At 71.8% G+C, this 22,265-nt stretch carries 21 protein-coding genes; 7 read left to right on the top strand and 14 right to left on the bottom strand.

Annotated features, from left to right (window positions below):
* Positions 1 to 7: 7 nt before the first annotated feature.
* The 7 genes from Actob_RS31145 to Actob_RS31115 are packed head-to-tail and all read right to left on the bottom strand — an operon-like array spanning position 8 to position 8,403.
* Complete coding sequence (locus tag Actob_RS31145) at positions 8 to 1,159, bottom strand: hypothetical protein (protein ID WP_284915427.1); 1,152 nt, start codon at positions 1,157 to 1,159, stop codon at positions 8 to 10.
* Complete coding sequence (locus tag Actob_RS31140) at positions 1,156 to 2,385, bottom strand: O-antigen ligase family protein (RefSeq protein WP_284915426.1); 1,230 nt, start codon at positions 2,383 to 2,385, stop codon at positions 1,156 to 1,158. Before Actob_RS31140 ends, Actob_RS31145 begins: the two co-directional genes overlap by 4 nt.
* Positions 2,378 to 3,676: a lipopolysaccharide biosynthesis protein gene (locus Actob_RS31135; protein WP_284915425.1), complete on the bottom strand. Its 1,299-nt coding sequence runs from the start codon at positions 3,674 to 3,676 to the stop codon at positions 2,378 to 2,380. The genes Actob_RS31140 and Actob_RS31135 overlap by 8 nt, the downstream gene beginning before the upstream one ends.
* Positions 3,669 to 5,213: a polysaccharide biosynthesis tyrosine autokinase gene (locus Actob_RS31130; protein ID WP_284915424.1), complete on the bottom strand. Its 1,545-nt coding sequence runs from the start codon at positions 5,211 to 5,213 to the stop codon at positions 3,669 to 3,671. The genes Actob_RS31135 and Actob_RS31130 overlap by 8 nt, the downstream gene beginning before the upstream one ends.
* A 19-nt stretch (positions 5,214 to 5,232) precedes the next feature.
* Positions 5,233 to 6,486, bottom strand: coding sequence for a glycosyltransferase family 4 protein (locus Actob_RS31125; protein ID WP_284915423.1), 1,254 nt, complete (start codon positions 6,484 to 6,486; stop codon positions 5,233 to 5,235).
* Between the two features lie 5 nt (positions 6,487 to 6,491).
* Entirely contained in the window at positions 6,492 to 7,640 is a 1,149-nt protein-coding gene (locus Actob_RS31120) for an aminotransferase class I/II-fold pyridoxal phosphate-dependent enzyme (protein ID WP_284915422.1), read from the bottom strand.
* A complete protein-coding gene (locus tag Actob_RS31115; RefSeq protein WP_284915421.1) occupies positions 7,633 to 8,403 on the bottom strand; it encodes a polysaccharide deacetylase family protein in 771 nt (256 codons plus the stop codon). Before Actob_RS31115 ends, Actob_RS31120 begins: the two co-directional genes overlap by 8 nt.
* A gap of 193 nt (positions 8,404 to 8,596) precedes the next feature.
* Here Actob_RS31115 and Actob_RS31110 point away from each other — a divergent pair, with 193 nt between their 5' ends.
* Positions 8,597 to 9,628, top strand: a complete 1,032-nt coding sequence (locus Actob_RS31110; protein ID WP_284915420.1) for a lipid II:glycine glycyltransferase FemX — start codon at positions 8,597 to 8,599, stop codon at positions 9,626 to 9,628.
* A 67-nt stretch (positions 9,629 to 9,695) separates the two neighbouring features.
* On the opposite strand, the gene Actob_RS31105 is transcribed toward Actob_RS31110, so the two are convergent.
* Positions 9,696 to 10,292 (bottom strand): lipoprotein, encoded by a 597-nt coding sequence (locus tag Actob_RS31105; RefSeq protein WP_284915419.1) that lies wholly within the window; start codon positions 10,290 to 10,292, stop codon positions 9,696 to 9,698.
* A gap of 93 nt (positions 10,293 to 10,385) precedes the next feature.
* Here Actob_RS31105 and Actob_RS31100 point away from each other — a divergent pair, with 93 nt between their 5' ends.
* Positions 10,386 to 10,916: a hypothetical protein gene (locus tag Actob_RS31100; protein WP_284915418.1), complete on the top strand. Its 531-nt coding sequence runs from the start codon at positions 10,386 to 10,388 to the stop codon at positions 10,914 to 10,916.
* A gap of 130 nt (positions 10,917 to 11,046) precedes the next feature.
* Here Actob_RS31100 and Actob_RS31095 read toward each other — a convergent pair whose 3' ends face one another.
* On the bottom strand, positions 11,047 to 11,625 hold the full coding sequence (locus Actob_RS31095; RefSeq protein ID WP_284915417.1) for a hypothetical protein: 579 nt from the start codon (positions 11,623 to 11,625) through the stop codon (positions 11,047 to 11,049).
* 271 nt (positions 11,626 to 11,896) lie between these two features.
* Positions 11,897 to 12,562 (bottom strand): NADPH-dependent F420 reductase, encoded by a 666-nt coding sequence (locus Actob_RS31090; protein ID WP_284915416.1) that lies wholly within the window; start codon positions 12,560 to 12,562, stop codon positions 11,897 to 11,899.
* A 398-nt stretch (positions 12,563 to 12,960) separates the two neighbouring features.
* On the opposite strand from Actob_RS31090, the gene Actob_RS31085 reads away from it, so the two are divergent.
* Complete coding sequence (locus tag Actob_RS31085) at positions 12,961 to 13,788, top strand: hypothetical protein (protein ID WP_284915415.1); 828 nt, start codon at positions 12,961 to 12,963, stop codon at positions 13,786 to 13,788.
* 61 nt (positions 13,789 to 13,849) lie between these two features.
* On the opposite strand, the gene Actob_RS31080 is transcribed toward Actob_RS31085, so the two are convergent.
* Positions 13,850 to 14,545, bottom strand: a complete 696-nt coding sequence (locus tag Actob_RS31080; RefSeq protein ID WP_284915414.1) for a nucleotidyltransferase family protein — start codon at positions 14,543 to 14,545, stop codon at positions 13,850 to 13,852.
* A 53-nt stretch (positions 14,546 to 14,598) separates the two neighbouring features.
* Here Actob_RS31080 and Actob_RS31075 point away from each other — a divergent pair, with 53 nt between their 5' ends.
* Positions 14,599 to 14,820: a zinc-ribbon domain-containing protein gene (locus tag Actob_RS31075; protein ID WP_284915413.1), complete on the top strand. Its 222-nt coding sequence runs from the start codon at positions 14,599 to 14,601 to the stop codon at positions 14,818 to 14,820.
* Here the strand turns inward: Actob_RS31075 and glpK (Actob_RS31070) are convergent.
* Entirely contained in the window at positions 14,811 to 16,310 is a 1,500-nt protein-coding gene (gene glpK / locus Actob_RS31070) for a glycerol kinase GlpK (RefSeq protein WP_284915412.1), read from the bottom strand. The genes Actob_RS31075 and glpK (Actob_RS31070) overlap by 10 nt on opposite strands.
* A gap of 3 nt (positions 16,311 to 16,313) precedes the next feature.
* Positions 16,314 to 17,078 (bottom strand): IclR family transcriptional regulator, encoded by a 765-nt coding sequence (locus Actob_RS31065; protein ID WP_284915411.1) that lies wholly within the window; start codon positions 17,076 to 17,078, stop codon positions 16,314 to 16,316.
* Positions 17,079 to 17,208: 130 nt separating this feature from the next.
* Here Actob_RS31065 and Actob_RS31060 point away from each other — a divergent pair, with 130 nt between their 5' ends.
* From Actob_RS31060 to Actob_RS31050, 3 genes are read left to right on the top strand one after another with little or no spacing between them, the layout of a single operon-like run.
* A complete protein-coding gene (locus tag Actob_RS31060; protein WP_284915410.1) occupies positions 17,209 to 18,045 on the top strand; it encodes an MIP/aquaporin family protein in 837 nt (278 codons plus the stop codon).
* Positions 18,038 to 19,555 carry a glycerol kinase GlpK gene (gene glpK, locus Actob_RS31055; RefSeq protein WP_284915409.1) on the top strand — a complete coding sequence of 506 codons (1,518 nt, stop codon included), beginning with the start codon at positions 18,038 to 18,040 and terminating at the stop codon, positions 19,553 to 19,555. Before Actob_RS31060 ends, glpK (Actob_RS31055) begins: the two co-directional genes overlap by 8 nt.
* On the top strand, positions 19,555 to 21,252 hold the full coding sequence (locus Actob_RS31050) for a glycerol-3-phosphate dehydrogenase/oxidase (RefSeq protein ID WP_284915408.1): 1,698 nt from the start codon (positions 19,555 to 19,557) through the stop codon (positions 21,250 to 21,252). Before glpK (Actob_RS31055) ends, Actob_RS31050 begins: the two co-directional genes overlap by 1 nt.
* Positions 21,253 to 21,611: 359 nt before the next feature.
* Here the strand turns inward: Actob_RS31050 and Actob_RS31045 are convergent, their stop codons facing one another.
* Positions 21,612 to 22,187, bottom strand: coding sequence for a TetR/AcrR family transcriptional regulator (locus tag Actob_RS31045; RefSeq protein WP_284915407.1), 576 nt, complete (start codon positions 22,185 to 22,187; stop codon positions 21,612 to 21,614).
* Between the last annotated feature and the right edge of the window lie 78 nt (positions 22,188 to 22,265).

Here is a 22,265-nt window from a genome sequence, read left to right as displayed (position 1 = left end):
GAACTCCTCACCCGCGCAGGATCTTTGCGTTGAGCGCCATGTTTCCGGCGAACTGGTCGTTGACCACCTGGTACGCGTCCAGCCGGTGCTGCAGGTTCGGGTCGTACCGGCCGAGCTTGACGAAGCCGTCGGCGATCCAGCCGTTGTCCGACCCGGTCCCGTCGACGAACTCCCGGTACGTCGTCCCGCCCGGCCAGATCACCTTGCCGAGCAGCGCGCCGAACGCCGTCATGTCGGCGGCCGTCCAGCCCTGCTTGTGGTCGCGGGCCTCCACCACGTACGAGATCACCCCGTTGCCGTGCCCCACGTCCTGCCCGGGCCGGCGGGTGGAGCCCCACTCGTCGCTCCAGAAGTACGCGGTCGGCTCCACCGGGTTGCGCGTCATCTGGTTGTGCAGCTCGGCGCTGATCGTGTCGTGCACCTTCTTGTACCGGGCCCGCCGGTCCGGATCGGTGGCCAGCAGTCCCAGGTTGAGCGCGATCAGCGCCCAGTGCGCCGCCATGTGGGTGCGATCCCGGAAGATGTTCTCGCCGGCGCCCCGCGTGTACCACTTCTCGAAGACGTCCACCTCGGCGAAGGTGCGCAGCCGCTCGTAGACGGCCCGGTAACTCGCGTTCGCGTAGACGGCGGTGCTCTGCCGCATCGCGACCAGCAGCTGGGTGGCGTACCGCCAGAAGTAGCTCTCGTAGAGCGGCACCTCGTCGCCGCGCTCGCCGGACTTGCTCGACGCCCAGCCGCGGTACCGGTCCCGGAAACTGCTGCCGGGCAGCGAGGCGGACGGCACCGCCGAGGACGCCACGTTGTCGACGTAGGCCAGCGCCCGGTCCAGGTAGCGCAGCGCGCCGGTGGCCCGGAACATCGCCACGTTCGCGTCCAGCGTGTACGACAGGTCGTAGTGGTCCTGGCTGTCCCGGGACCTGCTCATCGGCTGCGCGGTCCGGGCCTGGTAGTCCCAGCTGCGCTCGAACAGGCTCGTCCAGTAGCTGACCGGCCTCAGCGTGACCGTCACCTCCGCCGGGGACGCGGCCACCGGTTCCGCCGGGGCCAGGGGTTCCGCGTTGCAGGGCCGGGCCGCGCTGTTCGCCGCGGTCACGGCCACCACCGAGCCGACGCCGAGCAGCAGCACTGCCCGTCGTCCGCATCGCTTGTGGGAAGTCATCGTCCAACTGCCTCTCGCTCACGGGCAGGCGCGGCGGCGGGCGCCGTCCGGGCCTGCGCGACAGCGGCCGCGGCGGCCATCGCGGCGAAGATCCAAGCGAGCCGGGCGTCGTAGTAGTCACCGGAGAACAGGCTGCTCAAGGCCACGAACACGGCCGCCGACACGGCGAGCCCCACCGCCTGCGGGCGGGCACCGCCACCGCGTACGGTCCTTGCCCACAGTATGACCGCGACGGTGAGCAGGCCGAGCCCGATCAGCCCGCCCTCGGCGACGACGGCGAGCACGTAGTTGTGCGGGTACTCGATCATCTGATTGATGCCGATCGACCCGTAGAAGCCGTCCAGACCGGCGCCGCCGATCGGGTGCTCCCAGCCCAGCTTGAGCGCCGCCGCCCAGATGTCGGTGCGGTTCGACATGTACTGCTCCTGGACCGTCTGCTCGACGAATCGCTCCTGGAACAGCGAGGTGAAGGCGGGCGGCGCGGTGAACCAGACGACGATCGCGGCGACCACCAGGAACGCGCCGGCCGCGAGCACCGGGCCGGGCTTGAGCCGGCCGCGGATCTTCCAGAGCGCGTAGCCGCCGACCACCGCGCCGGCCATCAGGGCGCCCCGCGAGCCGGAGAGCAGCGCGGCCAGCAGCAACAGCGGCGTGGCCAGCAGCGGCACCAGCCGGCGATGGATCAGGGTGAGGGCGATCGCGCTGATCACGCCGAGCAGTTCGATGCGGACGAAGACGTTCGGGCCGCCGCCGAAGGCGGAGTAGCGGCCCTGCTCGCCCGGCCCGTTGATGAAGATGGCGGCCAGCCCGAACACGATGGCGGTGACGTAGAACAGCAGGAACGTGTACCGGATCGCCCGGTCCGGGTCGCCCAGCGTCCAGTGGTAGAACGCCAGCGTCAGCGCGCCGAGCAGGATCATGTCCAGGGTCTGCGCGCCGATCCGGGCGGCCGGCGGCGCCCACAGCGCCGAGGCGATCTGGAACAGGAAGAACAGCAGGGTGACGACCAGCCAGGTCTCGTCCCGGCCGGTCGCCGTCCGCGGCCGGCGGCTGATGTCCACGATCAGCAGGACCAGCGCGACGATCAGGCCGACCACCCGCAGGTCGACCCAGCCCAGGCCGGTGAACCCGGCCCGGTCCAGGGTGAACCGGCCGCCGACGGCGATCAGCACGAGCAGCAGGCCGGGAGCGAGGAAGACCCGGGGGGCGGCGGACCGGTCAGGCATCGTTCTCGTCCTTCACCACGCGGCTGGCCACCAGCGCGAAGAGCAGGCAGGCGCCGTACCCGGCGAGCGAGCCGTAGGCCGCGCCGAGGATGCCCAGGCGCGGGATGAGCAGCAGGTAGACCGCGAAGCTCACCACGAAACCGGTGATCTCGGCGGCCGACACCAGCGCGCCGTGCCCGCGGGCGATCAGCAGGCCGAGGCTGATCCGGGAGATCGCGTACAGGCCGGCGGCCAGCACCAGGGGCAGCACCACCACCTTGGCCGGGGCGTACTGGTGGCCGAAGACCGGGACGATCAGCAGGTACAGCCCACCGGCCACGACCGGGACGACGACCAGCGTGTAGACGGCGGCGGCCAGCACCAGCGGGGCGGCCCGCAGGCTGCCGTCCCGGTGCGCGGCCCGCCACCGGCCCAGCCGGGAGTCGGCGTAGGCGCGCAGCGGCCAGGCCAGCAGCTCGGTCATGGTGGCCACGCTGGTGTAGAGGCCGAGCGCGGCGGTCGAGGCGAGCGCCGGGATGACCAGGCGGTCCACACGCAGCATCGCCATGTTGGAGATGGCCGCCGGGAACAGCGCCAGGCCCTCCCGGCGGACCATCCGGCCCTGCTCCTGGTGGACCGGGACGGCGTCCGGGTCCGGCGGCAGCCGTAGCCAGGTCACCAGGTAGACGACGGTCGGCACGGCGCCGGCCACCAGGTAGGCGAGGAACCAGATCTCCGGGTGCGAGGTGTGCGCGGCGTACAGGCCGACCAGCATGATCAGCAGCAGCACCGACTCCAGCACCCGGCAGACCAAGAAGTCGCGCACGCGGCCCACGGCTATCGCAATCGACCGGGTGGCCAGGGAGGACGCCTCGACGATGGTGTACCAGAACAGCATCGCGACGATCACCGGCCCGGGGTTCTCCCGGTGCGGCGCGACCGCCGTGTAGATCACCGAGCCGACCAGTCCGACCAGGATCGGGACGATCAACAGCTTGGCGTACGCCCGGACGGCCGGTCCCGCGGCCACGTTGTGATAGGTGGCCACGAAGCTGCGCTCGGTCCCGAGCAGCAGCACCTGGGTGGCCAGGTAGGTGACCTGGAGCAGGAGGGCGACCTCGCCGCGGTGGGTAGGGGTCAGCGAGCGGACCATCAGGATGTTCGCCGCGAACGCCACCGCGCCGGTGAGCATCTGCGAGGCGATCAGCTGGACGTACGGTTCCCGGAGTTGCCCGGCCAGCCACGTGAGCCGGTGCGCCCGGCGGGCTGCGAGCCTCGCCGTGGCCTGTTGGTCCACCCGCAGTTCACTCACCGTCGGGTCGCTTCTCGGGCTCCGGGTCGGACTCGTCCGCCGCCGCCGGTGCCGGACTCGTCGGTTCTATCACCTGGGCCTTCCCGCGGGCGACGTCGTCCAGGGCGGCCTGCGCGACGCGGGCCCGGCCACGGACCACGCCGGCCGGTGGTCGCGGCGCCGGGATGCCGCTGACCGGCGCGCTCTCCTCGGCCGGCTCGTCCAGCGGGATGAGCAGGTCGGACGCTGGCACCTGGGTGGCGCCTGCCCACGCCTGGCCGGTGGGCAGCTTGCGGGGCAGCGCGTTGAGGACCGCGCCGGCCAGCTTGGCGCCGATCCGCTCCAGCAGCTCCATCGACTTCTCCACGTCCGCCGTCCGGGTCCGGTTCGCCCGGACCACCAGCAGCGCGCTGTCGGTCACCTTGCCGAGCACCGCGGCGTCGGCCGGCCCGTTCAGCGGCGGCGCGTCGACCAGCACCACGTCGAAGCGCTCGGTGAGGGTGCGCACGGTGGCCGGCAGGCGCGGCGAGGCGAGCAGCCCGCCCGGATCGGGGGTCTGCGCACCGGCCGGCAGCACGGTGAGCCGCCCGTTCAGCGACTCGCGCAGCACGTCCGGGACCCGCGCGGCGCCGGAGAGCACCTCGGCCAGCCCGGGCGCCGGGTCGAGGGAGAGGTAGCGGCCCACCCCGGGGGTGCGCAGGTTGGCGTCCACCAGCACCACCCGCGCGCCGGTCTCGGCCATCGCGATGGCCAGCCCGCAGGTGACCGCCGTGGTCCCCTCCTTGCGGCTGGTGCCGGCCAGCAGCAGCGACCGGCCGCGCGGGCTGCTCCGCCGCCCGTCGGTGACGCCGGGCAGCAGGCTGCGCAGCCGCCGGAACGCCTCGGCGAGCGCCTGGTCCGGGTGCTCGTCGCGGCCCCGGCCGTCCAGCGAGATCACGCCGACCGTGCCGAGGCCGAGCCGGCGCAGGTCCTCCTCCTCGGCGACGGTCTTGCCGGAGAACTCCCGGATCGCCACCGCTGTCGCGCCGATCAGCAGGCCGAGCACCGCGGCGAAGCCGGCGTTACGGGCCAGCCCGTTCGGCTGCCTGGTGGTCTCCGCCTCCTGCAGGATCGAGATGGACGGTGCCGGGCCGCCGTCCGGGCTCGGCGGGGTGATCCCCTTGGCCACCGTGACCAGCACCGACGCGGCGGTCGTGACGATCTCCCGGCTGCGCGCCGCGCTCGGGTCGACGGCGGCTATCGCGAGCAGGTCGGTACCCTCGCTGACCTGGGCGGACAGGCTCTTGCGGACCTGCGCGGCGGTGACCTCCGGGCCGAGCTTGGCGACCACGCCCTCGGCCACCCGGGGCCCGGTGAGCAGGGCGATGTAGGAGTTGAGCCGACGGGAGTTCGCGTCCGGATCCCCGGTGCCGGCCGAGACGAACAGCAGCATCGACGACTTGTAGGCCGGTTTCGCGGTGAGCGTCATGCCCGCCGAGATCGCGGTGGCCACCAGCACCGGGACCAGCAGCCACAGCCATCGGCGCCGGCAGGCCCGGAGGTACGCACGCAGTTCCACTTCTCAGAACCCCCCGATGTCAGGACTGCTGGGACAGCACGGCTCGGCGGCCCGCCGCTCGGGCTCCGGCCCGGGCCCGGGTGAGCACCGCCTCGAAGCGTTCGAAGAGCAGGTCCCGGGAGAACTCGTCGACGGCCAGCTGGTGGGCCGCGGCCCGGGCCTTGACCAGCCAGTCCTCGTCCCGGACCCGGCCGGCCATCAGGTCGCCGGCGCCGTCCGCGTCGTACGGGTCGAGGACCAGCCCGGCGCCGGTCTCGGCGATCAGGTCGGCCTGCCAGCCGCCGTAGTTGATGGCGATCGGCCGGGACGCGGCGAGCGCGTCGAAGAACTTGTTCGCCGAGTTGTCCCAGAGGCCGCGGATCGGGCGGACCATGCTGGTCGACATGGTCGCCGCGCCCAGGATCACCGGCAGCTCGGCTTTCGGGACCTTCTCCCACATCCGGACGGTCCGGTCGAGCAGGTCGTGCTCGGCGGCGAGCCGGCCGGTGCTCTCCCACTCCTTGCCGTGCCCGACGATCAGCACCTGGATCTCCGGGTCCAGCTCGCGCATCCGCCGGGCCGCGCGGATCAGGTACTCCACCCCGTTCACCGCGCCCAGCGCGCCGGTGTAGACGATCAGCGGCCGGTCGCCGAGCCAGCGGTGCTCCGCCCGGAACCGTTTCACCCGCGCCGGGTCGACGTGGAAGAGATCCAGGTCGGCGGCGTTCGGCACCACGGTGACCGGGGTGCCGGGCCGTCGTGCGGTCACCCCGGCGGCCATCCCGGGGGAGAGGGCGACCACCTCCGCCGCGTTGCGGTAGGCGAAGTTCGCCAGCGCGCCGGCCAGTCCCCGGGTGACCGGGTTGCGCAGCGCGCCCATCTCGATCGGCACCTCCGGCCAGAGGTCACGGACCTCGAAGACGAACGGCACCCGGCGCAGCCGAGCGGCGAGTACACCGGGTACCGCGACGGTGAGCGGGGTGCTGGTGGCGAAGACCAGGTCCGCGCTCAGACGGGCGGCGCGCGTGGTGGCCAGCACCATGAACTCGGCGAAGGCGCGCAGCCGGCGGGCGTACGACATGTGGTTGTCGTAGGGGATCCGGAACCAGTGGACGGTGATCCCGTCCTCGTGGGTGACCTTCCAGCCCAGCTCCCGGTCGCCGGGGGTGATGTCGGTGGTGATCACGTCCACCGTGTGACCGCGGGCCACCAGCCGTTTCGCCTGCTCGTAGGAGCGGATGCCGCCGGCCATCCCCGGATTGCAGTAGTACTGGTGTACGTAGACGATGCGCATCGAGGTCACCCCTTGAGCCCGGCGGCAGCCGAGCGGACGGCGGCCACGACACGATCCCGGTCGTGCCCGGTGAGGGCGGAACCGCTGGGCAGGCACAGCCCGCGGTGGAACAGGTCGGCGCTGACCGCGCCGCCGCGCATCAGACAGTCCCGGTACGCCGGCTGCAGGTGCATCGGCTTCCAAGTGGGGCGCGCCTCGATGTCGGCTCTCGCCAGCTCGGCGAGGATCCGATCGCGGGACCGCGGCGAGTCGACGAGAAGGCAGGTCAACCACCAGTTGGGTACGCCGTAGGCCGCCACCGGCAGGAAGTGGAACCCGGGCAGGTCGCCGAGCGCCGCGCGATAGTGCTCGGCGGTGACCCGGCGCGCCTCGATCATCGACGGCAGCCGCTGCAACTGGCCCCGGCCGACGGCGGCGAGCAGGTTGCTCAGCCGGTAGTTGTAGCCGACCGTGCGGTGCTCGTAGTGCGGGACCGGCTCGCGGGCCTGGGTGGCCAGGTGCCGGACCTGCCCGGCGACCGAGGCGTCGTCGGTGACCAGCATCCCGCCACCGCCGGTGGTGGCGATCTTGTTGCCGTTGAACGACAGGACCCCGGCCAGCCCGAAGGACCCGGCCGGGCGGTCCCGGTAGGTCGCCCCGAGCGCCTCGGCGGCGTCCTCGATCAGCGGGACGCCGTACCTGTCGCAGGCCTCCAGGATGGGCCGGTAGTCGGCGCACTGGCCGTACATGTCGACGGTGATCACCGCGCGGGGCAGCTGGCCGCGCACCGCGCGGCCGCGCAGCTCGTCGGCGAGGATCTGCGGGTCGACGTTCCAGCTCTCCGGGGTGCTGTCCAGGAAGACCGGGCGGGCGCCGAGGTATATCACCGCGTTGGCGGTGGCCGCGAAGGTGAACGACGGGACCAGCACGGTGTCGCCGCGGCGCACCCCGGCGGCGATCAGTGCCAGGTGCAGGGCGGCGGTGCCGCTGCTCAGCGCCACCGCGTGCCGGACGCCGGCCAGCTCGGCGCACTTGGCCTCGAAGGCGTCCAGGTCCGGGCCGACCGGCGCCACCCAGTTCGAGTCGAACGCCTCCAGCAGCAGTTTCCGCTCGACGTCGGTGACGTCCGGCGGGCTCAGGTAGATCCGTGGCCGGGCCTGCGGTGGCTCAGTCATGGACCCGCGTCCGCACTGCCATCAGCGGCCACGCGGGGTGCAGCCCCTGCCGGCGGATCCACATCGGGGAGTCGCCGGCGTGCATGGCCGGGCGCCGCGTGGAGGCGAAGCTGCGGTACCCGGCCTGCTCGGCCACCCGTACCTCGCGCTCGGTGAAGTCGACCCGCGGATAGCCGTACGGCGCGGCGAAGTCCCGGACCTCGACCCCGAGCTCGTCCTCCAGCTCCTTCTTCGAGTCGACGATCTCGTGCCACACCTCGGCGTCGTCCTGGTCGGCCAGCCGGTGGTGACTCACCGTGTGCGAGCCGACCGGGAACCCGGCGCGCCGGATGTCGCGGAGGTCGTCCCAGGTCAGGTTGCCGGGGCGGCCGATCAGCCCGGTGGTGACGAAGAAGGTGGCCGGCAGCTTCAGCTCCAGCAGCATCGGCACCACCACGTCGCGCCAGCTGGCGTGCCCGTCGTCGAAGTTCAGGCAGAACGCCGGCCCGGTCAGCGGCCGCTCGCCGGCCAGCACTTCGAGGCCCTCGTCGTAGCTCACCATGGTCCCGATCCGGCGCATCCGGAGCAGGTGGTGGCGCAGGTCGCCGGAGTACTCCGGGAGCACGTCGTGGTAGAAGGGGAAGAACAGCCCGGGCGCGCTGGGCAGGCGGCGGAACAGCCCGGCCGGCGCCAGCACCCGGCCCTGCGCCCGGGGCCTGGCCCGGAGGCGGGTTCGCAGGCCCAGTTCGTTCAGACGTCGTTTGATCGCCGTCGGCGCCTCCATGCGACCGGCACCCTCCCGCTCGTCGGTTCTCCATCACCCTGACAAATGGATACCGGTGAGCGGCAGTAGCAATTGTCACCCCGAACGCGAGGAAGATTCACGTCAATTCGCTAATGGTCCTTTCGGGCCTTGCGGAATGGCCGTACGGCGGGGCATCATCCGGCTTCGACGCCTATTCGAGTGAGGCGAACGGATGCTTCGACTGCAACGGGTGGAGCCGAGTGCCGCCCTCACCGCCGACCGCGCCACCTACCAGGACCGCCTCATCTTCCACACTCCCGAGTGGCTCGCGTTCGTGGCCGAGTGCCAGCGTGCCGAGCCGGTGCTCGCCACGGTGAGCGACGGCGACACCACCGTGGGACACTTCACCGGCCTGCTCACCCGCCGCTACGGACTCCGCATCCTGGGTAGTCCGATGGCCGGCTGGACCACCTCCTACCAGGGCTTCAACCTGCTTCCCGGGATTTCCCGGAGGGACGCGCTGCGGGCGCTGACCGGGTTCGCGTTCGACGAGCTGGGCTGCGCGCACCTGGAGGTGCGCGACCGGGGCGCCACCGAGGCCGACTTCGCCGGGCTGGGCCTGCGCTGGGACTCCGCGCCGACCGCGGTGATCGACCTGAGCCCGGACGAGGACGCGCTGTTCGGTGCGATGGCCGGCGCCTGCCGCCGCAATATCCGCAAGGCCGCCAAGTCCGGCGTGATCATCGAGGAGGCGGAACCGGATCCGGCATTCGCCGACGAATTCTACGATCAATTGCGGGACGTTTTCGCGAAGCAGAATCTGGTGCCCACCTATTCGGTGGAACGCGTCAAGTCGTTGATCCGACACCTCGCTCCGGCGGGCCGGATAAGCCTGCTGCGGGCCCGGGACGGCGACGGCCGGTGCATCGCCACCGCGGTGCTGCCGTGGTACCACCGGACGATGTACTTCTGGGGCGGCGCGAGTTACCGCGAGCACCAGCACCTGCGGCCCAACGAGGCGCTGATCTGGTACGCGCTGCGCTGGGCCAGGGCGCGTGGCGTCACCGAGTTCGACTTCGTCGGCGCCAACTCCTACAAGGCGAAGTACGGCACCGTCGAGGTCCCGGTCCCGTGGGCCCGGCACTCGCGGTCGCCGCTGATCGCCGGCCTGCGGGACACCGCCAAGCGGGCCTTCGCCCTCAAGCAGCGGACGACGGCCCGCCTGACCAGGTTCCGGGCGCCGGAACCGGCCAGTCGTCGGTGAGAGCGGGGCTCCGGTCGTACCGAAGCCGGGTTTTCGCCTCGGTCGGTTGACGGTCAGTTCGTCTCGGTCAATTGACGGTCAGCGAGTCTCGCGCCAGCTGGTAGGCCGGTCGCATCGCCGCGTGCTCGTCGTTGTCGAAGCTGTCCAGCGAGACCAGGACCAGCCCCTTGCCGGAGTCGACGACGAACGCCGCCTCCTTCTCCAGGCCGTCGTCCAGCTGGCTCTTCTGCTGGTAGTCGACGGCCAGCCCGGGCTTGCCGCCGATCCGCACCTCGGTGAACGCCGGCTGCTGCGCCCGGTCGCCGATGAACGCGGTGAGACCGTCCTTGAGCCCGGCCCGCCCGCCGGTCCACACCCGGAGGAAACCGAGCTTGCCGGCCGGCTTGGCGTCGATCTCGCAGGCCATCGTGAACGGGCCCTTCTTGGCCAGCGCGGCCAACGGGTCGTTCGCCTCGACGGTGACCTGCTTGGGCTTCCAGCCCTCGGCGATGCCGAAGCTGACCGGCAGTTCGCATCCGCTGCCGGCGGCACCGATGGTCGCGGCGGCGGGCTGCTGCGGCTTCTTGTCGTCGCTGCCCGGGGCCTTCTGGTCGTCGCTGTCGCAGCCGGTCAGGGCCAGCGCGGCCAGGGTGGTGAGCAGGGCGGTGCGGCACAGAATCTTCACAGGACGGGAAGTATAGAGTCGTCGATCACGTCGTCCGAGGTGTCCGAAGTTGAGTTGATCATACTTTTCGCGTCGGCTAGCGTACGCGCCGTGATGCGTACCCGGGTTACCTCCGCCGTTCTGTTCACCGCCGCCGTGCTCAGCCTCGCCGCCTGTTCCGACGATGACAAGACCGAGGCGTCCGGCACGCCCACCACCGCCGCGACCAGCGCCTCCGCGCCGGCCGCCACGTCGTCCGCTCCGGACGTCTCCATCTCGGAGTCCGGTGCGATCCCCGGCTCGGCCGCCAACGGCTCCGCCGACAAGGTGGTCTGCGAGGCCAGCAACACCGCCGGCGAGGCGATGAAGACCGCGATGCTCAAGATCATGAAGGCCGGCAACGGCGACATCAAGCCGGCCGACGCCAAGGCGATCCTCGACGACTTCACCAAGTCGGTGAACCAGGCGCTCGACCAGGCCCCGGAGAGCACGGTCTCGACGGCCGCGCAGAAGGTCGCCGACGAGGCCGCCAAGGCCGCCTCGGCCGCCGACCCGGTCGAGGCCGCGGCGGCGCCCGGCTTCGAGAAGGCGGGCACCGAGCTGACGGCCGCTTGCAAGGCCGCCGGGATTTCCGTCAACTTCTGACGTACGCCGATGCGCTGAACGCCCGTGACCGCGGTGCCGGTCGCGGGCGTTCCTCGTTCTTCCCGCCCGGTCCGCTGTCCCCGGCTGGTCCGCTGTCCCCGGCTGGTCCGCTGTCCCCGGCTGGTCCGCTTTACTCGTCGTTTGGATGGCCGTTTTTGTGGCCGGTCGCCCTCGGCTCGATGCCATCAGCACTTTCTCGCCGGCTGCCCGCTTTGCCTTGCCTGCCGGACATTTCGCTATTTCGGCCGTCGATGCCGGAGATTTTCGACTGCTCATTGTCGCTGTCCGGGTCGGTCAGCGGCGGGGGCGGGCTGACCGAGCCGGTCGGACGCAGTGGCTTGCCGGTCGTCGGCGGGCGGGCCGGTGGCAGGTCGGTGGGCGGCGCGACGACCGGCCCGGTGGTCGGCGTGCCGCCGGCGCGCGAATCGGTGGCCGGGGTGGCGGCGCCCCGGGTCGTCGCGGCCGGCCGCGCGGGCCGGGAGCCGGACGCCGGGGCGGCCGGGTGCTCGGACGCCGCCGGGATCCCGGCGGTGGCGGCCGATGCGAGGCCGCTCGCCGGGTCCGGTGTGGCTGTCCCCGAGCCGGATGTGGCCCGGACGGTCGCCGGTGGCCGGGTCTGCGGTCCGCTGTCCCGCGACACCGCGAACGCCGCGCCGGCTCCGGCCAGCGGCAGGGCGGCGAGAGCGGCGATGACCAGGCGCTTTCGCATTTTCGGGCCTCCGAGCGGCGATCCGGCGGCCAAGTCTCGCACGCCTGGCCCCGCGCGGCGATGCCCGGAACGGGTCGAACCCGGCGCCCGGCTGACGCCGGGTGCCCCGGACCAGCCGGAGCACCCAGCGTTTCGATTCGTTACCGGGTTGGGGTCAGCGTTCGATTCGTTACCCGGTCGGGTCAGCGCTTCGATTCGCTACCCGGTTGGGGTCAGCGCTTCGAATCGTTACCCGGTTCAGGTCAGCGCCTCGACTTGCTACCCGTTGGGGTCAGCGCTTCGCCTCGGCCACCCGGTCGCGGACGGTCGCCGCGTCCGCCGGGGTCGCGGCGCCGCCGAACGGGCCGTACGGCGTCACGTAGACCGGGGTGTCCCGCTGGGTGCGCCAGTTCTCGGCGAGCGGGCCGACGTCCACCGCGTCGTACCCGATCCGGTCGAGGAACTCGGTGACCACCAGCTTGGCCGCCGCGTCGTCCCCGGCGATCGGGAGCGCGGTCCGGTCCGCGGCCCCGGCCGGGCGGGCCAGCGTGGCGAGGTGCTCGAACCAGATGTTGTTGAAGCCCTTCACCACCTTGCTCGTGGCGAGATGCCGCTGGAGCAGCTCACCGGTGGTGGTCTCGTCGGCGTCCAGGGCCGCGATCTGCCCGTCCCGCTCCGGGTAGTAGTTGTTCGTGTCGATCACGACCTTGCCCGCGAGCGGCTCGACCGGAACGTCCGGGTAGGCCTTGAGCGGCACGGTCACCACCACGATGTCCCCGGCCGCTGCCGCCTCGGCCGCCGTCGCGGCCCGCGCCTTCGGCCCCAGTTCCCCGACCAGTCCCTGCAGGGTCTCCGGCCCGCGCGAGTTGCTCAGCACCACGTCATACCCGGCGGCCACGGCGAGCCGCGCCACGGTGCTTCCGATGTTCCCACTGCCGATGAGTCCGATCGTCGTCATACCAGCGCGAACCCGCCCCGCCCCGCCCCGATTCCGCTCCGGCCCGAGTCGTGATCGGCGGCACACCCGCCCCGTTTCCGCTCGCGCCCGAGTCGTGATCGGCGGCACATCAGCCCCGTTTCCGCTTGGGCCCGAGTCGTGATCGGAGGCACGCTCGCCCCGGTTTCCGCCTGGGCCCGAGTCGTGATCGGCGGCACATCAGCCCCGCTTCCGCTTGGGCCCGAGTCGTGACCGGCGGCACACCCGCGCCGAGAGCGACCCGATCGACAGCCTCCTCGCCATAGCAGGAACCCGCTGGTCGTCGGCGCGGCGTCGGTTGCCTCCTGGCTAGGGTGCCGCTGTTCGCGGTCGCCGATCCCGGCTGCCGCTGACTACGCCCAGCGAGGGCGCGCGACCGGTTGCGGTCCGCCCGGGCCGAGGTCCGCTTTCTCCGGTACGCCCGCAGCACCCTGATCCAGGCAGCCAGCGCACCCCGTCAAGATCAGTCCCAGCTGGCCCTGATGGTGGCCTCCGGCCCGTCGACACCACCACGAGCGCCAGCCCCGCGCGTCGGGCTGATCGTGGTGGTGGTGTCGGCGCTCGTGACACCACCGTGGGTGCCAGCCGCGTGGGTCGGGCTGGTCGTGGTGGTGGTGTCGGCGCTCGTGACACCACCGTGGGTGCCAGCCGCGTGGGTCGGGCTGGTCGTGGTGGTGGTGTCGGCGTCCGTGACACCACCGTGGGTGCCAGCCGCGTGGGTCGGGCTGGTCGTGGTGGTGGTGTCGGCGTCCGTGACACCACCGTGGGTGCCAGCCGCGTGGGTCGGGCTGGTCGTGGTGGTGGTGTCGGCGTCCGTGACACCACCGTGGGTGCCAGCCGCGTGGGTCGGGCTGGTCGTGGTGGTGGTGTCGGGGTTGGTGACAGCACTGTGGGTGCCAGCCGCGTGGGTCGGGCTGGTCGTGGTGGTGGTGTCGGCGCTCGTGACACCACTGTGGGTGCCAGCCGCGTGGGTCGGGCTGGTCGTGGTGGTGGTGTCGGGGTTGGTGACAGCACTGTGGGTGCCAGCCGCGTGGGTCGGGCTGGTCGTGGTGGTGGTGTCGGCGCTCGTGACACCACTGTGGGTGCCAGCCGCGTGGGGTGGGCTGGTCGTGGTGGTGGTGTCGGGGTTGGTGACAGCACTGTGGGTGCCAGCTGCGTGGGGTGGGCTGGTCGTGGTGGTGGTGTCGGGGCTGGTGATGCCACTGTGAGTGCCAGCTGCGCGGGTCGGTGCGGCGGGGCGGGACGGCGGCGGGGCGGGACGGCGGTGCGTCACGTGGCCGGGCGCCGGGCCGCGGTGACCGTGCGGCGGGCGTCGCGCCAGGCGAGCCAGGCGGTGCGCAGCCGCGGCGAGTGGGCCGGTGTGCCGCGGCGACGAGCGCGAAGCTGGGCGACCAGCCACGGCGGGGCGGCCGCCGCCTCGACGGCCCGGGACTTGGTCAGCAGGGTTCCGTGTCGCAGGGCGTGGCGGCCGCGGGCCATCGAGGTGAGGCTCAGGTCGGCGAGCGCCGGGTCGAGGAAGATCCACGGTCGGCGGGCCGCCCACGCCCAGTAGCCGGTCAGCTCGGCGCGCGCGGCGGCGCGGATGTCGTCGCCGGTCATCGGCGGCAGCAGTTGGGCGGGCGGCCGGCCGAAGACCGGGTAGCCGTGCCGGACCAGTTCGGCGCGGGTGACGCCGGACAGGATCCGCCGCACGAGCCGCCCGTGGGTCCAGGTCGGGTGCTCGGCGGCCGGGTCGGCGAGGCGGTCCGCGACAACGTAGACGCAACCGAGGTTGAGGGTCGGATCGACGCCCGCGTGCGCCCGCGCGATCCGGGCCGGGCCGGGCTCGGCGGGCACGATCGCCACCAGGTCCAGGTCGCTGACCCCGGGAACGTAGTCGCCGGTGGCGAGGGAACCGGCGACCAGCAGGTCGCTCACCCAGCCGGCGGCCGCCAGCCGGTCGCCGAACTCATCGACCGCCTTCATGCCGCCACGCTAGTCAGCAGGACAGGCTGGCGATCCGGTGACACGCTGGTGTCATGTTCTTCCTCTTGTTCGGCGTGCGTACCAAGGATGAGCTGGTCGACACCCGGGTGCAGACCTGCGAGGTCTGCGGCTGGGCGGCACCGCAGGCGCGGCTGGCCCGGACCAGCAAGTTCACCCTGTTCTTCATCCCGCTCTTCCCGGTGCAGCCGACTAGGCACTTCCTGCGCTGCGGGCACTGCATGGCGCTGCGCCCGGCCCGGGCCGCCTACGTCTGAGCGGGCTGGATCCAGTCGAAGGTGCGTTCCACGGCGCGCTGCCAGTTGGCGTACTCGGTGTCGCGCAGCGCCGGGTCCATGGCCGGCAACCACTGCCCGGCGATGTGCCAGTTGCTGCGCAGGCCGTCCAGGTCCGGCCAGTAACCGACGGCCAGCCCGGCGGCGTAGGCGGCGCCCAGCGAGACCGTCTCCGCCGCCAGCGGCCGGACCACCGGTACGTCGAGCACGTCGGCGATCATCTGCATGAGCAGGTTGTCGGCTGTCATCCCGCCGTCGACCTTGAGGGTTTTCAGGGCCAGGCCGGAGTTCGCGTTCATCGCGTCGACCACCTCGCGGGTCTGCCAGGCGGTCGCCTCGAGCACCGCCCGGGCCAGGTGCCCCTTGGTGATGTACGACGTCAGCCCCACGATCACCCCGCGCGCCTCGGAGCGCCAGTGCGGCGTGTACAACCCGGAGAACGCCGGCACGATGTAGCACCCGCCGTTGTCGGCGACCGTCCGGGCCAGCGTCTCGATCTCCGGGGCGCTGGAGATCAGCTCGAGCTGGTCGCGGAACCACTGCACCAGCGAGCCGGTGATCGCGATCGAGCCCTCCAGCGCGTAACTGGCCGGTGAGCCGGCCACCTGGTACGCGACGGTGCTGAGCAGCCCGTGCGCCGGCCGGATCAGCTCCTGACCGGTGTTGAGCAGCAGGAAGCTCCCGGTGCCGTACGTGCACTTGGCCTCGCCGGGGGTGAAGCACGTCTGGCCGAACAGGGCGGCCTGCTGATCACCGAGGGCGGCGCCGATGCGTACCCCGGGAAATGCCTCCGAAGCGGTGCCGAAGGCGCCGATCGAGGCCCGGACCTCCGGCAACATCGCGCGGGGTATCCCGAAGAAGTCGAGCGCCTCGGCGGACCAGTCCAGGGTGCGCACGTCGAGCAGCATGGTGCGGCTGGCGTTGGTGACGTCGGTGACGTGCGCGCCACGAGTCAGGTTCCAGATCAGCCAGGTCTCCATGGTCCCGCAGAGCACCTCGCCGCGCTCGGCGCGGGCCTGCAGCCCGGGCGTGTGGTCGAGCATCCAGCGCAGTCGCGGGCCGGAGAAGTACGTCGCGAGCGGCAACCCGGAGATCTCCGAGATCCGCCGGGACTGCGGCCGTGCCGACAGGTCGTGGACCAGGGCATCGGTCCGGGTGTCCTGCCAGATGATCGCCCGGCCGACCGGGATCCCGGTGTGCCGGTCCCAGATCACCGTCGTCTCCCGCTGATTGGCGATGCCCACCGCCGCCACCTGATCGATGGTGATCCCGGCGCGGCGCAGCGCCCGCGGGGCCAGTCGTTCCACGTTGCGCCAGATCTCCATGGCGTCGTGCTCCACCCAGCCCGGTTTCGGGAAGTGCTGCTTGTGCTCCTGCTGGGCCAGGGAGACCAGTTGCCCGCGCCGGTCGAACACGATGCACCGGGTCGAGGTGGTGCCCTGATCGATAGCGACCACGTAGCGCTCGCTCATGGTTCATCCCTTCGATGGCCGGGCCGCTCCCATTTCCCGGGAGATCGCCCGGGCCGCGTCCCGCACGCTGGTGACCAGGTGCGGGCGTGGTTTGTAGTGGCTGTCGCAGATCCGCTCGACTTGTCCGGAGACGCCGATGGCGCCGATCACGAGTCCGCCGTAGCCGCGGATCGGCGCCGCGACGGCCGCCTGGCCGAGGGTGAACTCCTCGACGTCGGCCGCCCAGCCGCACTCCCGGACCTGTTCCAGGGCGGTGGCCAGCTCGCGCGGCTTGACCAGAGTCTTTCGTGTGTAGGCCGGCAGATCGGCGTCCAGGACACCCGCCCGGTACGCCAGCAGCACCTTCCCCAGGGCCGTCGCGTGCAGCGGCAGCAGCGCGCCCACATCGAGCGTCTGGAACGTGTCGTCCGGCCGGAACACGTGGTGCACCACGAGCACCCGGCCCTCGCAGACGGTGCCGATCCGGACCGCCTCCCCGCTGCGCGCGGCCAGCGGGTCGGCCCAGTTGATCGAGCGGGACCGCAGCTCGTTGATGTCCAGGTAGCTGGTGCCCAGGTGCAGCAGCGCGGCACCCAGCTGGTACTGCCCGGACACCCGGTCCTGCTCGACGAAGCCGACCCCCTGCAGGGTGCGCAGGATCCCGTGGGTGGTGCCTTTGGCCAGGTCGAGGGAGCGGGCGATCTCGCTGAGCCCGAGCCGGCCCGGCCCGCCGGCGAGCATCCGCAGGATCGCGGCCGCTCGCTCGATGGACTGCACGGTGCCCGGCATGTTCGCACTCTATGCGACCTCGCTGCGACCCGCCGTAATTGATGTTCGACAATGCCGACCGGTGTTCGTTGCTCCCGGCCATCGACGTTCCTAGCGTCCTTGGCATCGCTTGCGGGACGAAGGAGGGAGCATGGCCGCACGACTCAAAATGTCTGGACTGGTCGGCGAGGTGGTGGCGGAGTTCGCCGGCACGTTGATTCTGATCCTGTTCGGTGTCGGTGTGGTGGCCCAGGTGGTGGCCGGCGGCATCGGGGATCACGACAGCATCGCCTGGGCCTGGGGTCTGGGTGTCACCTTCGGCGTGTACGTGGCGGCGCGGCTCAGCGGCGCCCATCTCAACCCGGCGGTCACCATCGCGCTCGCGGTCTTCAAGGGCTTCGAGTGGCGCAAGGTGCTGCCGTACATCGGTGCCCAGTTCCTCGGCGCGTTCCTCGCCGCGCTGCTGGTGCGCTGGAACTACACCGAGGTCCTGAACGCCAAGGACCCCGGACTGACGATCAAGACGCAGGGGGTCTTCTCCACGCTGCCGGGCAACGGCAGCCTGCCGGTCGGTGAGTGGGGCGCGTTCCGCGACCAGATCATCGGCACCGCGATCCTGCTCTTCCTGATCCTGGCCCTGACCGACGTGGCGAGCACCCCGCCGGGCGCGAACCTGGCGCCGTTCATCATCGGTCTGGTGGTGGTGGCGATCGGGATGGCCTGGGGCACCGACGCGGGTTACGCGATCAACCCGGCCCGTGATTTCGGCCCGCGGCTGGCCAGCTATCTGACCGGGTACGAGACAGCGTTCCGGGACCAAACCGGCTATCTGTACTTCTGGATCCCGATCGTCGGGCCGATCATCGGGGGAATTGTCGGTGCCGGCCTGTACAAGTATGTGGTCGGACGATTCCTTCCGATCGTGGGCCCGCAGGAGGTCGGCCGGGTCCCGTCGGAGGACGAGAGCGTGGAGGCGAACCGTGGCTGACTTCGTCGGAGCCGTGGACCAGGGCACGACCAGCACCCGTTTCATGATCTTCGACCATGGCGGCAACGAGGTGGCCCGCCACCAGCTGGAGCACGAGCAGATCCTGCCGCAGGCCGGCTGGGTGGAGCACAACCCGATCGAGATCTGGGAGCGGACCGTCGCGGTGGTGCGCACCGCGATGCAGAAGGCGAACCTGAGCGCGAGCGACCTGGCCGCGGTCGGGATCACCAACCAGCGGGAGACCTCGGTGGTCTGGGACCGGCGCACCGGCCGGCCCTATTACAACGCGATCGTCTGGCAGGACACCCGCACCGACCGGATCGCCTCGGCGCTGGACCGGGACGGCCGCGGCGACGTGATCCGGCGCAAGGCCGGGCTGCCGCCGGCCACCTACTTCTCCGGCGGCAAGATCCAGTGGATTCTGGAGAACGTCGACGGGGTCCGGGAGGCGGCCGAGCGCGGCGACGCCATCTTCGGCAACACCGACAGCTGGCTGCTGTGGAACATCACCGGTGGCGCCAACGGCGGCAACCATGTCACGGACGTGACGAACGCCAGCCGGACGATGCTGATGAACCTGGAGACCCTCGACTGGGACGACGAGCTGCTGTCGTTCTTCAACATCCCGCGCCGGATGCTGCCGCAGATCCGGCCCTCGTCGGACCCGACCGGTTACGGCGAGGCGCGGGTCGAGGGACCGCTCGGCGGGGTGGTGCCGCTCACCGGCGACCTCGGCGACCAGCAGGCCGCCACGGTCGGTCAGGTCTGCTTCGCGCCCGGCGAGGCCAAGAACACCTACGGCACCGGCAACTTCATGCTGCTGAACACCGGGACCAACCTGGTCCGCTCGGAGAACGGGCTGCTCACCACGGTCTGCTACAAGCTCGGCGACGCGGCCCCGGTCTACGCCCTGGAGGGCTCGATCGCGGTCACCGGCTCGGCCGTGCAATGGCTGCGTGACCAGCTGCGCATCATCAAGTCGGCGGACCAGAGCGAGACCCTGGCGGCGCAGGTGCCGGACAGCGGCGGCGTCTGCTTCGTGCCGGCGTTCTCCGGGCTGTTCGCGCCGTACTGGCGTTCCGACGCGCGGGGCGCGATCGTCGGGCTGTCCCGGTTCAACACCGACGCGCACATCGCCCGGGCCACCCTGGAGGCGATCTGCTACCAGACCCGGGACGTGGTCGACGCGATGGCGCAGGACTCCGGGGTCACCCTGGACGTGCTCAAGGTGGACGGTGGGATCACCGCCAACAACCTGTGCATGCAGATCCAGGCGGACGTGCTCGGCGTGCCGGTCAGCCGGCCGGTGGTGGCCGAGACCACGGCACTCGGTGCGGCGTACGCCGCCGGGCTCGCTGTCGGGTTCTGGAAGTCCACCGACGAGCTGCGGGAGAACTGGAACGAGTCGCAGCGCTGGCAGCCCAGCTGGTCGGCCGAGCAGCGGGAGCAGGGTCACGCCCGCTGGAAGAAGGCGGTGCAGCGGACCCTCGACTGGGTGGACGTGGACTGATGTCGATCCTCTCACCTGAGACGCGGGACGCCGCGCTGGCCGCCCTCGAGGTGGCCGAGGTGGACGTGCTGGTCATCGGTGGGGGAGTGGTGGGGGCGGGTTGCGCGCTCGACGCTGTCACACGGGGTCTCTCCGTGGGGCTGGTCGAGGCGCGCGACTTCGCCTCCGGCACCTCCAGCCGGTCCAGCAAGCTGATCCACGGCGGCCTGCGCTACCTGGAGATGCTCGACTTCGGGCTGGTCCGGGAGGCGCTGCGGGAGCGGAGCCTGATCCTCTCCCGGCTGGCCCCGCACCTGGCCCGCCCGGTGCGCTTCCTCTATCCGCTCAAGCACCACGTGTGGGAGCGGGCCTACGCCGGGGCGGGCGTCACCCTCTACGACACGATGGCCTGGTCCGGCTCGCTGCCGAACCACCGGCACCTGACCCGCCGCGGCGCGCTGCGGGCCTGCCCGGCGCTGCGCAAGGACGCGCTGAAAGGGGCGCTCACCTATTACGACGCGCAGCTCGACGACGCCCGGCACACCATGTTCCTGGCCCGGACCGCTGCCGCCTACGGCGCGCACGTGGCCAACCGGGTGGAGGTGACCGGTTTCCTGCGCGAGGGCGAGCGGGTCACCGGCGTCACCGCCCGCGACCTGGAGTACGACCGTACCTTCGAGATCCGCGCCCAGCAGGTGATCAACGCGACCGGGGTGTGGACCGACGACACCCAGTCGCTGGTCGGCGAGCGCGGCCAGTTCCACGTCCGCGCCTCCAAGGGCATCCACCTGGTCGTCCCGCGGGACCGGATCCAGTCCACGACCGGGCTGATCCTGCGGACCGCGACCAGCGTGCTGTTCGTGATCCCGTGGGGCCGGCACTGGATCGTCGGCACCACCGACACCGACTGGAACCTGGACAAGGCGCACCCGGCCGCGTCCGCCAAGGACATCGACTACCTGCTGACCGAGGTCAACAAGGTGCTGGCCACTCCGCTGGAGCGCTCCGACGTGCAGGGCGTCTACGCCGGGCTGCGGCCGCTGCTCTCCGGCGAGTCCGAGTCCACCTCGAAACTGTCCCGCGAGCACATGGTGGGCAGTCCGGTGCCGGGCCTGGTGGTGGTGGCCGGTGGGAAATACACGACATATCGGGTGATGGCCAAGGACGCGGTGGACGCCTGCGCCTTCAACCTGAACCGCCCGATCGCCAGGTGCTGCACCGACCAGATTCCGCTGGTCGGCGCGGAGGGCTTCCCCGCGCTGTGGAACCGCCGCGGACTGATCGCCGCCGAGTCGGGCCTGCACGTCGCCCGGGTCGAGCACCTGCTCGGCCGATACGGATCACTGACCAAGGACCTGCTGGAGCTGATCGAGGAGGATCCGTCCCTGGGCCGCCCGCTCACCGGCGCCGACGACTACCTGCGGGCCGAGGTGGTCTACGCGGCGGCGGCCGAGGGCGCCCGGCACCTGGTCGACGTGCTCACCCGCCGCACCCGGATCTCGATCGAGACGTTCGACCGGGGCACCGCGTCGGCTTCGGAGGTAGCCGAACTGATGGCCCGGGTCCTCGGCTGGACCCCGGAGCAGCGGCAGCGGGAGGTGGAGCACTACCGCCTGCGCGTCGAGGCGGAGCGCGCCTCCCAGGAACAGCAGGACGACGAGACCGCCGACGCCGCCCGGCTCGGTGCCCCGGATGTGGTGCCGGTCAAGGTCTCCTGACCGCTCACGATCACAACGTCACACCCCATGGGGTACGACTTGGAGCCCCGTGGCAGCCGGCCCGCGAGGCCCGGCCCCCGCACGACCGCGGCGCGCGTCGTGCGGGTCCGCCGCCCCTCGCGGTCCGCGCGAACGGCGGAGCGGCCCACGCCGCGGGTGGACCCGCACGACACGCGCCGGTCAGGGCGAACGGCGGAGCGGCCCGCACCGCGGGTGGACCGGACGACGCGCGCCGGCCCGCGCGAACGGCGGAGCGGACCGCGCCACTGGCGGACCCGCACGACGCGCGCGGCGGTCCGGAGTGGCCGCGGCCTCGCGAGCCGACTGCCACGGGGCTGCCAGTCGTACCGTGAAATGTTTTAGAACAAGGCCTGGAAGAGGTCCCGCAGCGGGGCGGTGAGGTCGGCGGCGGACGTGGAGGCGAGGGGCTCCAGGCTGGTGGCGCGCAGCATGGTGACGCCGATCGCGGTGGCCAGCAGGATCTGGGCGCGCAGGATGTCCGGTTCGCCGCCTCGCAGGGCGGCGGCCTTGGCCAGTTTCTCGGCGAACATGTGCAGGAAGCGCAGCCGGATCTCGTCGGCCCGCTGGTCGCCGGAGGTGCGCAGGATCAGCAGCAGGGCGTGGCTGGGGCCGCCGTCGCCGGACTGCCCGATGATCTGCTCGGCGATCGTCTCCGGGACGGTGGCCGGGTCGACGTCGCCGGCGGCGGCGCGCAGTTCCTCGAAACTCGCCTTCAGGGCCGCCTCGAAGAGCCCTTCCTTGCCGTCGAAGTAGCGGCTGATCAGGGCGACGTTGACGCCTGCCTCGTCCGCGATGTGCCGGACGGTGGTCTCCGCGTAACCGGCCGTGGCGAACCGGCGCCGGGCCACGTCGAGCAGGAGCCGGCGGGTGCGTGCCGCGTCGCGACGGCGCGGCGGGGTGGCGCTGGTGGTCACGATCGCAAGTGTGCCTGACCGTTTCCGTTCATGCCGGTGGGCCCGCGACCGTCGCCGCGGGCCCACCGGTGGTGCGAG

The organism is Actinoplanes oblitus, from assembly GCF_030252345.1.
Lineage (GTDB): Bacteria > Actinomycetota > Actinomycetes > Mycobacteriales > Micromonosporaceae > Actinoplanes > Actinoplanes oblitus.
The sequence above is the reverse complement of the archived record's forward strand: the minus strand, read 5'-3'. Positions and strand labels throughout refer to the sequence as shown.

Excerpts from the sequence above, each read along its gene's own strand:
- Actob_RS31050 (WP_284915408.1), top strand. The coding sequence starts at position 19,555 with ATGTCGATCCTCTCACCTGAGACGCGGGACGCCGCGCTGGCCGCCCTC.
- Actob_RS31145 (WP_284915427.1), bottom strand. The coding sequence starts at position 1,159 with ATGACTTCCCACAAGCGATGCGGACGACGGGCAGTGCTGCTGCTCGGC.
- Actob_RS31140 (WP_284915426.1), bottom strand. The coding sequence starts at position 2,385 with ATGCCTGACCGGTCCGCCGCCCCCCGGGTCTTCCTCGCTCCCGGCCTG.
- Actob_RS31065 (WP_284915411.1), bottom strand. The coding sequence starts at position 17,078 with ATGCCGGGCACCGTGCAGTCCATCGAGCGAGCGGCCGCGATCCTGCGG.
- Actob_RS31115 (WP_284915421.1), bottom strand. The coding sequence starts at position 8,403 with ATGGAGGCGCCGACGGCGATCAAACGACGTCTGAACGAACTGGGCCTG.
- Actob_RS31080 (WP_284915414.1), bottom strand. The coding sequence starts at position 14,545 with ATGAAGGCGGTCGATGAGTTCGGCGACCGGCTGGCGGCCGCCGGCTGG.
- Actob_RS31090 (WP_284915416.1), bottom strand. The coding sequence starts at position 12,562 with ATGACGACGATCGGACTCATCGGCAGTGGGAACATCGGAAGCACCGTG.
- Actob_RS31120 (WP_284915422.1), bottom strand. The coding sequence starts at position 7,640 with ATGACTGAGCCACCGCAGGCCCGGCCACGGATCTACCTGAGCCCGCCG.
- Actob_RS31075 (WP_284915413.1), top strand. The coding sequence starts at position 14,599 with ATGTTCTTCCTCTTGTTCGGCGTGCGTACCAAGGATGAGCTGGTCGAC.
- Actob_RS31060 (WP_284915410.1), top strand. The coding sequence starts at position 17,209 with ATGGCCGCACGACTCAAAATGTCTGGACTGGTCGGCGAGGTGGTGGCG.
- glpK (WP_284915412.1), bottom strand. The coding sequence starts at position 16,310 with ATGAGCGAGCGCTACGTGGTCGCTATCGATCAGGGCACCACCTCGACC.
- Actob_RS31100 (WP_284915418.1), top strand. The coding sequence starts at position 10,386 with ATGCGTACCCGGGTTACCTCCGCCGTTCTGTTCACCGCCGCCGTGCTC.
- Actob_RS31095 (WP_284915417.1), bottom strand. The coding sequence starts at position 11,625 with ATGCGAAAGCGCCTGGTCATCGCCGCTCTCGCCGCCCTGCCGCTGGCC.
- Actob_RS31110 (WP_284915420.1), top strand. The coding sequence starts at position 8,597 with ATGCTTCGACTGCAACGGGTGGAGCCGAGTGCCGCCCTCACCGCCGAC.
- Actob_RS31125 (WP_284915423.1), bottom strand. The coding sequence starts at position 6,486 with ATGCGCATCGTCTACGTACACCAGTACTACTGCAATCCGGGGATGGCC.